General features: G+C 64.0%; 9 protein-coding genes. 7 read left to right on the forward strand and 2 right to left on the reverse strand.

Annotated features, from left to right (window positions below):
- The first annotated feature begins 2 nt into the window (after window positions 1-2).
- The 6 genes from aroK to hemE all read left to right on the forward strand — a co-directional run bounded on the left by aroK (window position 3) and on the right by hemE (window position 10,976).
- Complete coding sequence (gene aroK, locus ASF84_RS23820) at window positions 3-521, forward strand: shikimate kinase AroK (RefSeq protein WP_056841329.1); 519 nt, start codon at window positions 3-5, stop codon at window positions 519-521.
- A 105-nt stretch (window positions 522-626) separates the two neighbouring features.
- Window positions 627-1,730, forward strand: a complete 1,104-nt coding sequence (gene aroB, locus ASF84_RS23825; RefSeq protein WP_056841330.1) for a 3-dehydroquinate synthase — start codon at window positions 627-629, stop codon at window positions 1,728-1,730.
- A gap of 10 nt (window positions 1,731-1,740) precedes the next feature.
- On the forward strand, window positions 1,741-3,432 hold the full coding sequence (locus ASF84_RS23830) for an AAA family ATPase (protein ID WP_056841331.1): 1,692 nt from the start codon (window positions 1,741-1,743) through the stop codon (window positions 3,430-3,432).
- A gap of 374 nt (window positions 3,433-3,806) precedes the next feature.
- On the forward strand, window positions 3,807-8,252 hold the full coding sequence (gene gltB / locus ASF84_RS23835; protein WP_056841332.1) for a glutamate synthase large subunit: 4,446 nt from the start codon (window positions 3,807-3,809) through the stop codon (window positions 8,250-8,252).
- Window positions 8,253-8,365: 113 nt separating this feature from the next.
- The gene (locus tag ASF84_RS23840) at window positions 8,366-9,784 is read left to right on the forward strand and encodes an FAD-dependent oxidoreductase (RefSeq protein ID WP_056841333.1); all 1,419 of its coding nucleotides are present in this window, start codon (window positions 8,366-8,368) and stop codon (window positions 9,782-9,784) included.
- Between the two features lie 127 nt (window positions 9,785-9,911).
- Window positions 9,912-10,976 (forward strand): uroporphyrinogen decarboxylase, encoded by a 1,065-nt coding sequence (gene hemE / locus ASF84_RS23845; protein ID WP_056841334.1) that lies wholly within the window; start codon window positions 9,912-9,914, stop codon window positions 10,974-10,976.
- An 80-nt stretch (window positions 10,977-11,056) separates the two neighbouring features.
- Here hemE and ASF84_RS23850 read toward each other — a convergent pair whose 3' ends face one another.
- Complete coding sequence (locus ASF84_RS23850; RefSeq protein ID WP_056841335.1) at window positions 11,057-12,328, reverse strand: MFS transporter; 1,272 nt, start codon at window positions 12,326-12,328, stop codon at window positions 11,057-11,059.
- Between the two features lie 116 nt (window positions 12,329-12,444).
- Between ASF84_RS23850 and ASF84_RS23855 the strand changes: the two genes are divergently transcribed.
- Window positions 12,445-13,341 carry a LysR family transcriptional regulator gene (locus tag ASF84_RS23855; protein WP_056841336.1) on the forward strand — a complete coding sequence of 299 codons (897 nt, stop codon included), beginning with the start codon at window positions 12,445-12,447 and terminating at the stop codon, window positions 13,339-13,341.
- A gap of 227 nt (window positions 13,342-13,568) precedes the next feature.
- On the opposite strand, the gene ASF84_RS23860 is transcribed toward ASF84_RS23855, so the two are convergent.
- Complete coding sequence (locus ASF84_RS23860; protein ID WP_056841337.1) at window positions 13,569-14,015, reverse strand: hypothetical protein; 447 nt, start codon at window positions 14,013-14,015, stop codon at window positions 13,569-13,571.
- Window positions 14,016-14,024 lie beyond the last annotated feature (9 nt).

Below are 14,024 nucleotides of genomic sequence, written 5' to 3' on the forward strand. Positions count from 1 at the left end.
CTGTGCGAAATCTAATACTTGTGGGGCCGATGGGCGCGGGTAAGAGCACTATCGGACGTTTGCTGGCCAAAGAACTACGGCTTCCTTTCAAGGATTCCGACAAGGAAATCGAGCAGCGCACCGGTGCCAATATCCCGTGGATTTTCGACCGGGAAGGCGAGCCCGGCTTTCGTGATCGCGAGCAGGCGGTGATCGCCGAACTGTGCACGTCCGACGGCCTGGTGCTGGCAACGGGCGGCGGTGCGGTCATGCGCGACGAAAACCGCAAGGCGCTGCATGACGGCGGACGTGTGGTATATCTGCATGCTTCGGTCGAGCAGCAGGTCAGCCGCACGGCACGCGATCGCAATCGCCCGTTGCTGCGCACCGCCAACCCGGCCAAGGTGCTGTCCGACCTGCTGACGTTGCGTGACCCGCTGTACCGGGAAATTGCCGATGTGATCATCGAAACCGATGAACGGCCACCACGAATGGTGGTGCTGGAGATCCTGGCCCGTCTGGCGGAGCTTCCTCCCCGTTAAAGCAGCGCGCAAAATGCGCTATCCTCGGCAACCTGCGAAACAGTGGCAGTGTGGGCTGTGCCCGGTGCACGCACACTGTCCAAACGGTAATCAATGTGGGGACACATGCAGACACTTAAGGTCGAGCTTGGCGAGCGTAGTTATCCGATTCACATTGGCGAGGGCCTGCTGGACCGGCCTGAACTGCTGACGCCGCACATCGTCGGGCGCCAGGTGGCGATCGTGACCAATACGACGGTCGCTCCGCTTTACCTCGAACGCCTGACCCGGACCCTGGCCGGCTACACCGTGCTGCCGATCGTGCTGCCCGACGGCGAGGCGTTCAAGAATTTCGAAACCCTGCAGCTGATTTTCGATGGCCTGCTCGGCGCCCGGCATGACCGGCGCACCACGGTGATCGCCCTGGGCGGTGGCGTGATCGGCGACATGGCCGGTTTTGCGGCCGCCTGTTACCAGCGCGGGGTGAACTTCATCCAGATCCCGACGACCCTGCTGTCACAGGTCGACTCCTCGGTCGGCGGCAAGACCGGCATCAATCATCCGCTGGGCAAAAACATGATTGGGGCCTTCTACCAGCCCTCGGTGGTTTTGATCGATACTTGCTCGCTGGCCACGCTGCCGGCGCGCGAGCTGTCGGCGGGCCTGGCCGAGGTGATCAAGTACGGCCTGATCTGCGACGAGCCGTTCCTGACCTGGCTGGAAGAGCACATCGAAGCCCTGCGTGATCTGGACCAGACCGCCCTGACAGCCGCCATCGAACGCTCCTGCGCCGCCAAGGCGCGTGTGGTGGGCGCCGATGAGCGTGAGTCGGGCATTCGCGCCACGCTCAACCTGGGCCACACCTTCGGGCATGCCATCGAAACCGAAATGGGCTATGGCGTCTGGCTGCATGGCGAGGCCGTATCGGCCGGCATGGTCATGGCCCTGGACATGTCTGCACGCCTGGGCTGGATCACCGCCCAGGCCCGCGATCGCGGTATTCGCCTGCTGCTGCGTGCCGGCTTGCCGGTGGTGCCGCCGGCGCAAATGACCGAAGCACAGTTCATGGCGCACATGGCGGTCGACAAGAAAGTGATCGATGGCCGCCTGCGTCTGGTGCTGTTGCGTCAATTGGGCGAAGCTGTGATCACCGACGACTATCCACGTGAAGTACTACAGGCCACCCTGGTTGCGGACTACAGCGCCCTGGTGGATCAGCTTAGAGGTTAATGGAAAGCCGATGAACAGTTTGCACGCCGACGAGGCCTTTCTCGGCCACTACCAGTTGAGCCATGACCCCTTTGCCGCACGGGTGCCAGGCTTCAAGTTCTTTCCGGCCCAGCGCAAGCCGGTGCTGGGGCAGCTTCATCATCTGGCCCGCTACAGCCAGCTGCTGCTGGCAGTGACCGGGCCTCAGGGCAGTGGCAAGACCTTGTTGCGCCAGGCGCTGGTCGCCAGCACCAACAAGCAGTCGGTGCAAAGCGTGGTGATTTCGGCCCGCGGTGCCGGCGATGCCGCAGGCGTACTGCAGCAGATGGCCCAGGCGCTTGGCCTTATGCGTGTCGACCTGCAGACGATCCTCAACCAGGTGGTGCAGCTGGCCCTCACCGGTCAGGAAGTCTATGTTCTGGTCGACGATGCGGAACAACTGGACAATTCTGCGCTCGAAGCCCTGCTGGGGTTGTCTGTGGGCGTGCCGGAAGGTCATCCCCATGTATTTCTGTTCGGTGAGGCCTCGTTGCTCGATCGTCTCGATCAGGTCTGCGGCCAGTTGCCTGTCGGTGCCGAAGGCGAGCGCTATCACGTCATCGAATTGCAGCCCTACAACGAAGATGAAACCCGTGAATACCTGGCACAACGCCTGGACGGTGCGGGGCAGGGCATTGCCCTGCTGAGCGCCGCACAGATCGCCGATATTCATGAACAGTCCGATGGCTGGCCTGGGATCATCAACCAGGTGGCCCGTGATTCAATGATCGAGGCGATGATCGCGAGTCGCTCCGCGGTCAAGCGCCCTAGTGCAGGGTTCAACATGCCGAAAAAACACATACTTGCCCTTGGGGCCGTAGTGATCGCGGCGGTAGCGGCTGCGGTCCTCATCCCCGGTGGCAGCAAGACGCCGACGCCCGGCCAGGAGCCGGCCACGGCCCAGGCCCAGTTGCCGCTGGGGCAGGGCACGCCGGCTACCCAGCAGTCCAATAACGGTGGCCCGGCCATCGAGTTCGCCGGCAATTCCCAGCCCATGCCGCTGCCCATGAATGGCAATTCCCAGCCGGTGATGCGTGGTCCGCTGGCCGAGGCGGCCGGCGCCGGAGAGGGTGACGAGGACAGCGTGCCGTCCACTTCGCCAGCCAATCCGCCAACCGTGACCGCCGGCACTTCGGCCAGCCAGCCAGTGGCACAGGTGCCACGCTCCTCGATCCAGCCGCCAGCATCGGCTACCCCGGCGCCCGCCCCGGCCCAGCCGGCTCGTCCGACGCCCGCACCTGCACCCCAGGCACCGGTCGCGGCAGCCAAGCCTGCGCCGACGCCTGCACCCGCGCCGCAGACCCAGGTCGCCACGGCCAAGCCGGCCCCTGCGCCTGCACCGGCAGCACCTGCCAAGCCGGTCGAAAAACCGGTCGCCGCTGCCAAGCCCGCCACCGGTGGGACCTGGTACGGCAGCCAGGCGCCAGGTCGCTATGTCGTGCAGATCCTGGGCACCAGCTCCGAAGCCACGGCCCAGGCCTACATTGCCGAACAGGGCGGTGAGTACCGTTATTTCAAGAAAACCCTGCAGGGCAAGCCGCTGTACGTGGTGACCTACGGTAACTTCTCCGACCGTACGGCCGCTCAGGAAGCCATCAAAAACTTGCCAGCCAAGGTCCAGGCTGGTAAACCTTGGCCTCGCACCGTGGCCAGCATCCAGCAAGAGCTGGGCGCCAGTCGCTGAGTCTGTCGCGCAGCGGCCCTGTGCGGGCCGCTGACGCCGCTCCGGCAACCCTGTTTCTCCCGCGCAAGGCGCACCACTTCCTGTGGCGCGCCTTTCGGTGTCTGTACCCCTTTGCTCCCTTCCTGACGCCTTCCTGGCCTCTGCCCTGCGGTCAAACAGCAGAATATGTTTGACTAGCACACAAGCTCGCTTTAAAACCTTCATAAATGCGACATGCTATTTCACTTAATAGTCATTAAATTTGTGAGCACTTAAGTCGCTGTGTACAATGGCCTCCGTTTTGCCTCTCCAAAGCCGGCGTGCGTTCGGCGTGAAAGGTGGTTGGTTGATCAAGAATTTGCCTCTAACCCAGGCAGCCTGGTGAGAAAGTGTCTATGAAAGCAGGTCTGTACCATCCGGATGAATACAAGGCTAACTGTGGTTTCGGCCTGATCGCCCATATGCAGGGCGAGGCCAGTCATCACCTGTTGCAGACGGCCATGCAAGCCCTGACCTGCATGACCCACCGTGGCGGCATCAATGCCGACGGCAAGACCGGTGACGGCTGCGGCCTGCTGATCCAGAAGCCCGACCTGTTCCTGCGTGCCGTGGCCACCGAGCAGTTCGGCGTCGACCTGCCACGCCAGTACGCCGTGGGCATGGTGTTCTTCAACCAGGATGGCGAAAAGGCCGAGATCGCCCGCGAGCACATGAATCGCGAGATCCTCGCCGAAGGCCTGCAACTGGTCGGCTGGCGCCCGGTGCCAATCGACACCAGCGTGCTGGGCCGCCTGGCCCTGGAGCGCCTGCCACGCATCGAGCAGGTGTTCATCGGTGGCGAAGGCCTCAGCGACCAGGAATTCGCAGTCAAGCTGTTCAGCGCCCGTCGCCGTTCGTCGGTGGCCAATGCCCAGGACACCGAGCACTACATCTGCAGCTTCTCGCACAAGACCATCATTTATAAGGGCCTGATGATGCCTGCCGACCTGGCAGCCTTCTATCCGGACCTGGGCGACGAGCGCCTGCAGACCGCGATCTGCGTGTTCCACCAGCGTTTCTCGACCAACACCATGCCCAAGTGGCCACTGGCCCAGCCGTTCCGCCTGCTGGCGCATAACGGCGAGATCAACACCATCACCGGCAACCGCAACTGGGCCCAGGCGCGGCGCACCAAGTTCGCCAACGACCTGATGGACCTGGAAGAACTCGGCCCGCTGGTCAACCGCGTCGGCTCCGACTCCTCGAGCATGGACAACATGCTCGAACTGATGGTCACCGGCGGCATCGACCTGTTCCGTGGCGTGCGCATGATCATTCCGCCCGCGTGGCAGAACGTCGACACCATGGACTCGGACCTGCGTGCCTTCTACGAATACAACTCCATGCACATGGAACCGTGGGACGGCCCGGCCGGGGTGGTGATGACCGAAGGTCGCCACGCGGTCTGCCTGCTCGACCGCAACGGCCTGCGCCCGGCGCGCTGGGTCATGACCAAGAACGGCTACATCACCCTGGCGTCGGAAATCGGCGTGTGGGACTACACCCCTGAAGACGTGATCGCCAAGGGCCGCGTAGGGCCTGGCCAGATTTTCGCCGTCGACACCGAGACCGGCCAGGTGCTGGACACCGACGCCATCGACAACCGCCTGAAATCGCGCCACCCGTACAAGCAATGGCTGCGCAAGAACGCCCTGCGCATCCAGGCGACCATGGAAGACAACGACCACGGTTCGGCCTTCTACAACCAGGACCAGCTCAAGCAGTACATGAAGATGTACCAGGTCACCTTCGAAGAGCGTGACCAGGTGCTGCGCCCGCTGGGCGAGCAGGGCCAGGAAGCGGTCGGCTCGATGGGTGACGACACGCCGATGGCCGTGCTGTCACGTCGTGTGCGCTCGCCTTACGATTACTTCCGCCAGCAGTTTGCGCAGGTTACCAACCCGCCGATCGACCCGCTGCGCGAAGCCATCGTCATGTCCCTGGAAATCTGCCTGGGCGCCGAGCGCAACATCTTCCAGGAATCGCCCGAGCACGCCTCGCGGGTGATCCTCAGCTCGCCGGTCATTTCCCCGGCCAAGTGGCGCTCGCTGATGAACCTGGACCGCCCGGGCTTCGAGCGCCAGATCATCGACCTGAACTATGACGAGAGCCTGGGGCTGGAAGCGGCGGTGCGCAACATCGCCGACCAGGCCGAAGAAGCCGTCCGCGCCGGCCGCACCCTGCTGGTACTGACCGACCGTCACATCGCCCCGGGCAAGCTGCCGGTCCACGCTTCGCTGGCCACCGGTGCCGTGCACCACCGCCTGACCGAGCAGGGCCTGCGCTGTGACAGCAACATCCTGGTCGAGACCGCCACCGCCCGCGACCCGCACCACTATGCGGTGCTGCTGGGCTTCGGTGCCTCGGCGATCTACCCGTTCCTGGCCTACGAAGTGCTGGGCGACCTGATCCGGACCGGTGAAGTGCTGGGCGACCTCTACGAGGTGTTCAAGAACTACCGCAAGGGCATCACCAAGGGCCTGCTCAAGATCCTGTCGAAGATGGGCATCTCGACTGTCGCCTCGTACCGTGGCGCGCAATTGTTCGAAGCCATCGGCCTGTCCGAGGAAGTCTGCAACCTCAGCTTCCGCGGTGTGCCGAGCCGCCTGAAAGGCGCACGCTTCATCGACCTGGAGTCCGACCAGAAGCTGCTGGCCACCGAAGCCTGGAGCGCGCGCAAGCCGATCCAGCAGGGCGGCCTGCTCAAGTTCGTCTACGGCGGCGAGTACCACGCCTACAACCCGGACGTGGTCAACACCCTGCAGGCCGCAGTGCAGCAGGGCAACTACGAGAAATTCAAGGAATACACGGCCCTGGTCGACAAGCGCCCGGTGTCGATGCTGCGCGATCTGCTCAAGGTCAAGACCCTGGAGCAACCGCTGAGCCTGGACGAAATCGAGCCGCTGGAGGCCATCCTCAAGCGCTTCGACTCGGCCGGCATCTCGCTGGGCGCCTTGTCGCCCGAGGCCCATGAAGCCCTGGCCGAAGCCATGAACCGCCTGGGGGCGCGTTCCAACTCCGGCGAAGGCGGCGAAGACCCGGCGCGCTACGGCACCATCCGCAGCTCCAAGATCAAGCAGATCGCCACCGGCCGCTTTGGCGTGACCCCCGAGTACCTGGTCAACGCCGACGTGCTGCAGATCAAGGTCGCCCAGGGCGCCAAGCCCGGTGAAGGCGGGCAGTTGCCAGGCGGCAAGGTCAACGGCCTGATCGCCAAGCTGCGCTATGCGGTGCCGGGCGTGACCCTGATCTCGCCCCCGCCGCACCACGACATCTACTCGATCGAAGACTTGTCGCAGCTGATTTTCGACCTCAAGCAGGTCAACCCGGCCGCCCTGGTCTCGGTCAAGCTGGTGGCCGAAGCCGGCGTGGGCACCATTGCGGCCGGCGTGGCCAAGGCCTATGCCGACCTGATCACCATTTCCGGCTATGACGGCGGCACCGGGGCTTCCCCGCTGACCTCGATCAAGTACGCCGGCTCCCCGTGGGAGCTGGGCCTGGCCGAAACTCACCAGACCCTGCGCGGCAACGACCTGCGCGGCAAGGTCAAGGTGCAGACCGACGGCGGCCTGAAAACCGGCCTGGACGTGATCAAGGCGGCCATTCTGGGCGCCGAGAGCTTCGGTTTCGGCACTGCGCCGATGATCGCCCTGGGCTGCAAGTACCTGCGCATCTGCCACCTGAACAACTGCGCCACCGGCGTGGCGACCCAGAACGACAAGCTGCGCAAGGATCACTACATCGGCACGGTCGACATGGTGATCAACTTCTTCACCTACATCGCTGAAGAAACCCGCGAGTGGCTGGCCCGCCTGGGCGTGCGTTCGCTGGAAGAGCTGATCGGTCGCACCGACCTGCTCGACATCCTGCCGGGCGAGACCGAGCGCCAGCAGCACCTGGACATGACGCCATTGCTGGGCAGCGATTACGTACCGGCCGACAAGCCACAGTTCAGCCTGGTGGACCGCAACCCACCGTTCGACAAGGGCCTGCTGGCCGAGAAAATGGTCGAGATGGCCAAGCCGGCCATCGAGTCGCTCAGCGGCGGTGAATACGCGCTGAACATCTGCAACTGCGACCGCTCCATCGGTGCGCGCATTTCTGGTGAAATCGCCAAGCTGCACGGCAACCAAGGCATGAACAAGGCGCCGATCACCTTCCGCTTCAAGGGCACGGCCGGGCAGAGCTTCGGCGTCTGGAACGCCGGTGGCCTGAACATGTACCTCGAAGGCGACGCCAACGACTACGTGGGCAAGGGCATGACCGCCGGCAAGCTGGTAATCGTGCCGCCCAAGGGCAGCCCGTTCAAGAGCCAGGAAAGCGCGATCATCGGCAACACCTGCCTGTACGGCGCCACCGGTGGCAAGCTGTTCGCCGCCGGCACCGCCGGCGAGCGTTTTGCGGTGCGCAACTCCGGTGCCCACACCGTGGTTGAAGGCACGGGCGACCACTGCTGCGAATACATGACCGGCGGTTTCGTCTGCGTCCTGGGTCGCACCGGCTACAACTTCGGCTCGGGCATGACCGGGGGCTTCGCCTACGTGCTGGACCAGGACAACACTTTCGTTGACCGGGTCAACCACGAACTGGTCGAGATCCAGCGCATCAGCGGCGAAGCGATGGAGGCCTACCGCACCCATCTGCAGAGCGTGCTGAACGAGTACGTGGCCGAGACCGACAGCGAGTGGGGCCGCAACCTGGCCGAGAACCTGGACGACTACCTGCGCCGCTTCTGGCTGGTAAAACCCAAGGCCGCCAGCCTCAAGTCGCTGCTGTCCAGCACCCGCGCCAACCCACAATAAGCAGCTCTAAGCTGCAAGCTTGAAGCTACAGGCTTGCAGCCGATTGCACTTGATTAGAACGTGATTCTTGCAGCTCCAGGCCCATCGCTTGAAGCTGCCCTGAGGGGCAAAAAATGGCTGAACGTCTGAGTAACGACTTCCAGTTCCTTGATGTCGGACGTAAAGATCCGAAGAAGAAGCTGCTGCGTCAGCGCAAGAAAGAGTTCGTGGAAATCTACGAACCCTTCAAGCCCCAGCAGTCCGTCGACCAGGCCCACCGCTGCCTGGGTTGCGGCAACCCGTATTGCGAATGGAAGTGCCCGGTGCACAACTTCATTCCCAACTGGCTCAAGCTGGTCTCCGAAGGCAACATCCTGGCCGCCGCCGAGCTGTCGCACCAGACCAACACCCTGCCGGAAGTCTGCGGCCGCGTCTGCCCGCAAGACCGCCTGTGCGAGGGTGCCTGCACCCTGAACGACGGTTTTGGCGCGGTGACCATCGGTTCGGTCGAGAAGTACATCACCGACACCGCTTTCGCCATGGGCTGGCGTCCGGACATGTCGCGCGTGGTGCCCACCGGCAAACGCGTGGCCATCATCGGTGCGGGCCCGGCGGGCCTGGGCTGCGCTGACGTGCTGGTGCGCAGCGGCGTGACCCCGGTGGTGTTCGACAAGAACCCGGAAATCGGTGGCCTGCTGACCTTCGGCATCCCTGAGTTCAAGCTGGAAAAGAGCGTGCTCAGCCATCGCCGTGAAGTGTTCACCGGCATGGGCATCGAGTTCCGCCTCAACACCGAAGTCGGCAAGGACGTCACAGTTGACCAGTTGCTGGCCGAATACGACGCCGTGTTCATGGGCATGGGCACCTACACCTACATGAAGGGCGGCTTTGCCGGCGAAGACCTGCCGGGCGTGTATGACGCGCTGGATTTCCTGATCGCCAACGTCAACCGCAACCTGGGCTTTGAAAAGGCCCCGGAAGACTTCATCGACATGAAGGGCAAGAAGGTTGTGGTCCTGGGCGGCGGCGACACCGCGATGGACTGCAACCGCACCTCGATTCGCCAGGGCGCCAAGGCGGTGACCTGTGCCTATCGCCGTGACGAAGAGAACATGCCCGGCTCGCGCAAGGAAGTGAAGAACGCCAAGGAAGAGGGCGTGAAGTTCCTCTACAACCGCCAGCCGATCGCCATTGTCGGCGAGGACAAGGTCGAAGGCGTCAAGGTGGTCGAAACCCGCCTGGGCGAGCCTGATGCCCGTGGCCGTCGCAGCCCCGAGCCGATCCCCGGTTCCGAAGAGATCATCCCGGCCGACGCCGTGGTCATCGCGTTCGGCTTCCGCCCGAGCCCGGCGCCGTGGTTCGAGCAGTTCCAGATCCAGACCGACAGCCAGGGCCGCGTCGTGGCCCCGGAGCAGGGCCAGTTCAAGCACCAGACCAGCAACCCGAAGATCTTCGCCGGTGGCGACATGGTGCGCGGTTCGGACCTGGTGGTGACGGCGATCTTCGAAGGCCGCAACGCCGCCGAAGGGATCCTGGACTACCTGGGCCTGTAAGCGGACGACGCGGTTGTCCGGTGTCTCACTGCGACAAAACGCCACGATAGACAAAAGGCATGGCTCTCGCCGTGCCTTTTGCGTCCCGCTCTGAGAAAATGCCGGCACTTTTATCGCGGATGCCGACATGACTGCCCTGAAGAACGACCGTTTCCTTCGTGCCCTGCTCAAGCAACCCGTGGATGTGACCCCGGTCTGGATGATGCGCCAGGCCGGCCGCTACCTGCCGGAGTACCGCGCCAGCCGCGCCAGGGCCGGCGACTTCATGAGCCTGTGCATGAACCCTGCGTTCGCCTGCGAAGTCACCCTGCAACCGCTGGAACGCTACCCGCTGGACGCGGCGATCCTGTTCTCCGACATCCTGACCATCCCCGATGCCATGGGCCTGGGCCTGTATTTCGAGACCGGCGAAGGCCCGCGCTTCAAGAAGACCGTCAGCACCCTGGCCGACATCGAGGCCCTGCCGATTCCCGATGCGCACCAGGACCTGGGCTACGTGATGGACGCGGTCAGCACCATCCGCCGCGAACTCAATGGCCGTGTGCCGCTGATCGGCTTTTCCGGCAGCCCGTGGACACTGGCGACCTACATGGTCGAAGGCGGTTCTTCCAAGGACTTCCGCAAGTCCAAGGCCATGCTCTACGACAACCCGCAGGCCATGCACCTGCTGCTCGACAAGCTGGCCCAGTCGGTCACCGCCTACCTCAACGGCCAGATCCGCGCCGGCGCCCAGGCCGTGCAGATTTTCGACAGCTGGGGCGGCAGCCTGTCGTCGGCGGCCTACCAGGAATTCTCCCTGGCCTACATGCGCAAGATCGTCAGCGGCCTGATCCGCGAGCACGACGGTCGCCAGGTGCCGGTCATCCTGTTCACCAAGGGCGGCGGCCTGTGGCTGGAAAGCATCGCCGACGCCGGTGCCGACGCCCTGGGCCTGGACTGGACCTGCGACATCGGCCAGGCCCGCGCCCGGGTCGGCGACAAGGTCGCGCTGCAAGGCAACATGGACCCCACCGTGCTCTACGCCAACCCGACGGCCATTCGCCAGGAAGTGGCACGCATCCTGGCCAGCTATGGCCACGGCACCGGCCACGTGTTCAACCTCGGCCACGGCATCACCCCGGAAGTGGACCCGGCCAACGCCGGTGCCTTCATCGAAGCGGTGCACGAACTGTCGGCGCAATACCACGGCTGATCAGCGACCGATCCTGTAAAAACGCCCGGCTTTTGCCGGGCGTTTTTGTCTGCGTCATGGCCGTCCTGGCGTCAGGGCTTTCAGGATTGGGCACCGCCCAACGGCTGCAACCGCGCCAGCCGCAATGCCACGACCAGTGCCGCGAGCAACAGCAAGCCGATGAACAACCCGATGCCGTTCCACCCGGCGTAGTGCCAGAACACCCCGCCGCCGGTGCCGGCCACGCTGGAGCCGGCGTAGTAGCAGAACAGGTACAGCGAGGCGGCCTGGCCGCGGGCGCGGGTGGCGCGGCGGCCGACCCAGCTGCTGGCCACCGAGTGGGCGCCGAAAAAGCCGAAGGTGAAGATCAGCACGCCGACGATCACCACCGCCAGCGGCTCGAACAGGGTCAGGCCCAGGCCGGCCAGCATCAGCACGATGACCGCCCACAGCACCTTGCGCCGACCCAGGGTATCGGCCAGGGCGCCGATCTTCGCCGAGCTGTAGATGCCCGACAGGTAGACCACCGAAAACAGCCCGACCACGGCCTGGCTGAGGTGGTAGGGCGCTTCCAGGAAGCGGTAGGCGATGTAGTTGAACAAGGTCACCGAGGCGCCCATGATCAGGAAACCCACCAGAAACAACAGCGGCAGGCCGGTGTCGCGAAACTGCACGACAAAGCCTTCGAGCAGGCTGCGCGGGTGCAGCGAGCGCGGGCGGAAGTTGCGCGACTCAGGCAGCAGGCGCCAGAACGCCGCCGCCGCCATCAGCGCCAGGCCACCGATGATCAGCAGGGCGACGTGCCAGTTCACGTAGTCGATCAACACCCCCAGGATCAACCGCCCGGACATGCCACCCACCGCGCTGCCGGCAATGTACAGGCCCATCGCCAGCCCGAGGTGCGTGGGGTGGATTTCTTCGCTCAGGTAGGTCATCGCCACCGCCGCCAGGCCGCTCAATGACAGGCCGACCAGGGCGCGGGTCACCAGCAGGGTGTCCCAGCTGGGCATCAGCGCGCTGGCCAGGGTGGCCACGGCCGCGCACAGCAGCGCCAGCACCATCACCGACTTGCGCCCCAAGCGGTCGGAGATGGGTCCGGTGATCAGCAGGCCAAAGGCGAGCATGACGGTCGAGATCGACAGCACCAGGCTGGTCTGGGTCGGGCTGATCGCGAACTCCTGCGACAACCTCGGCATCATCGGCTGCACGCAATACAGCAGGGCAAAGGTGGCAAAGCCGCCGGCAAACATCGCCAGCACCGTGCGTTTGAACGCCGCTGTGCCCTTTTCGATATAGGTCGTGGGCTCGGCAACGCTTGCCGGTGTGGCATGCGGTACAGATTGGGTTGAGAGCGGCGCGGGAGCAGGTTTCACGATGGACCTCGGGGTGCGACAAACTGGCATGCAAAAAAGCATATAGCCCGCTAATCATTCCATCCAATATATTGTTCGACCTGTTTGATAGTTTTTACGACTCAATTAGAGGTTCCATGGAACTGCGTCATCTGCGTTACTTCATTGCCGTGGCCGAAGAGTTGCATTTCGGCCGTGCCGCCCAGGCCCTGGGCATTTCTCAGCCGCCCTTGAGCCAGCAGATCCAGGCGCTGGAGCAGGAACTGGGGGCCCGGCTGTTCGAACGCACCAACCGCCGGGTCGAGTTGAGCGAGGCCGGCCGGCTGTTTCTCGACGAGGCCCGCCTGGTAATGGCACAGGTCGACAAGGCCGCCGATGTGGCGCGGCGTGCGCAGTTGGGCGAAATAGGTGAACTGAAGATCGGCTTTACCGCCTCGGCGCCGTTCATTTCCAGTATTCCCAAGGCGATTTTCAACTTCCGCCAGGCGTACCCGGCGGTGCACCTGTCGTTGCAGGAAATGATCAGCCAGGACGTGGTCGAGCAGCTTGAACACGGCCGCCTGCATGTGGGCATCATGCGTCCGCTGCCATTGCCGGACACGCTGCTGGCCATCGAGATCCTGCGCGACCCGCTGGTGGCGTTCCTGCGTGCCGACCATCCGCTGGTGGTGCGCGGCGAGCATGGCGTGTACATGGCGGAACTGGCGCTTGAACCCTTCGTGTTCTTCCCGCGCACCTATGGCAGCGGCTTGTATGCCCAGGTGATGGGTCTGGCACGGGCGGCGGGTTACAACCCGTTGGTGACCCAGGAAGCAGGGGAGCCGATGACCATCATCGGCCTGGTGGCGGCGGGGCTGGGGGTGACCATATTGCCGGCGTCCTACCAGCGGGTGCGGATCGAAGGCGTGGCCTTCCGCCCCCTGCTCGACCCCGGCGCCACCAGCCCGATCTGGCTGGTGCAGCGCAAGGACGAACAATCACCGATGGCCCGGGCTTTCGCCGCCCTGGCCACCGTTCGCCCGAACACCCTATAGGCAATCACCTGCGGTCTTGGCGCGTGTAGGAGCGCGCTTGCCCGCGACCGAGTGCGYAGCGCTCGCAAAATCKCGGAAACGCTGCAATTTACGACTTTAAATCTGCAAAACGCTGCAAATTTACGACTGCTGGCGCAGCCGGTCGCGGGCAGAGCGCGCTCCTACAACACCAGTTGCAAACAGGTACGGCGGGTGTCAACGGCGTGATGGCGTTTCCACGGAAGGCCTCAATTCACCTTGCTGAGGTCGCCCTTGAGTGCTACGCCGGCAATGATCGCGCCCACGTGGCATTCGAAGTTCACCGGGTCCTTGCGCTCGATCTTCTTGTAGTAGCTGGCGATATTGGTCACCGCATTGGCCCCGGCGCCCTTGGCGGCTTCGTTCAGTTGCAGGATGGCCGATTGCAGCACCCATTCGCAGGCTTCGGGGTCGGTCTTGTTGAAGGCATTGGTCTTCTTGTTGGTAACGGCATTGGCGCTCAGCACCGTGACCTTGCCGCGTGGCTGCACACCGGCCAGGTAGAACCTGACGCTGCCGTCCAGCTTGCCTTCCTGGGTCATCTGCTGGACGACCTTGTCGAAGGGCAGCAGCATCATGGTGTCACGTGCCTGGCTGACGGCTGGCAAAACGCTCAATGCGATGGCAGCGCCTGCGATCCAGGATTTCATGTGCATGGTTCATCT

The sequence above is a fragment of the Pseudomonas sp. Leaf127 genome, assembly GCF_001423155.1.
Classification (GTDB): Bacteria; Pseudomonadota; Gammaproteobacteria; order Pseudomonadales; family Pseudomonadaceae; genus Aquipseudomonas; species Aquipseudomonas ovata.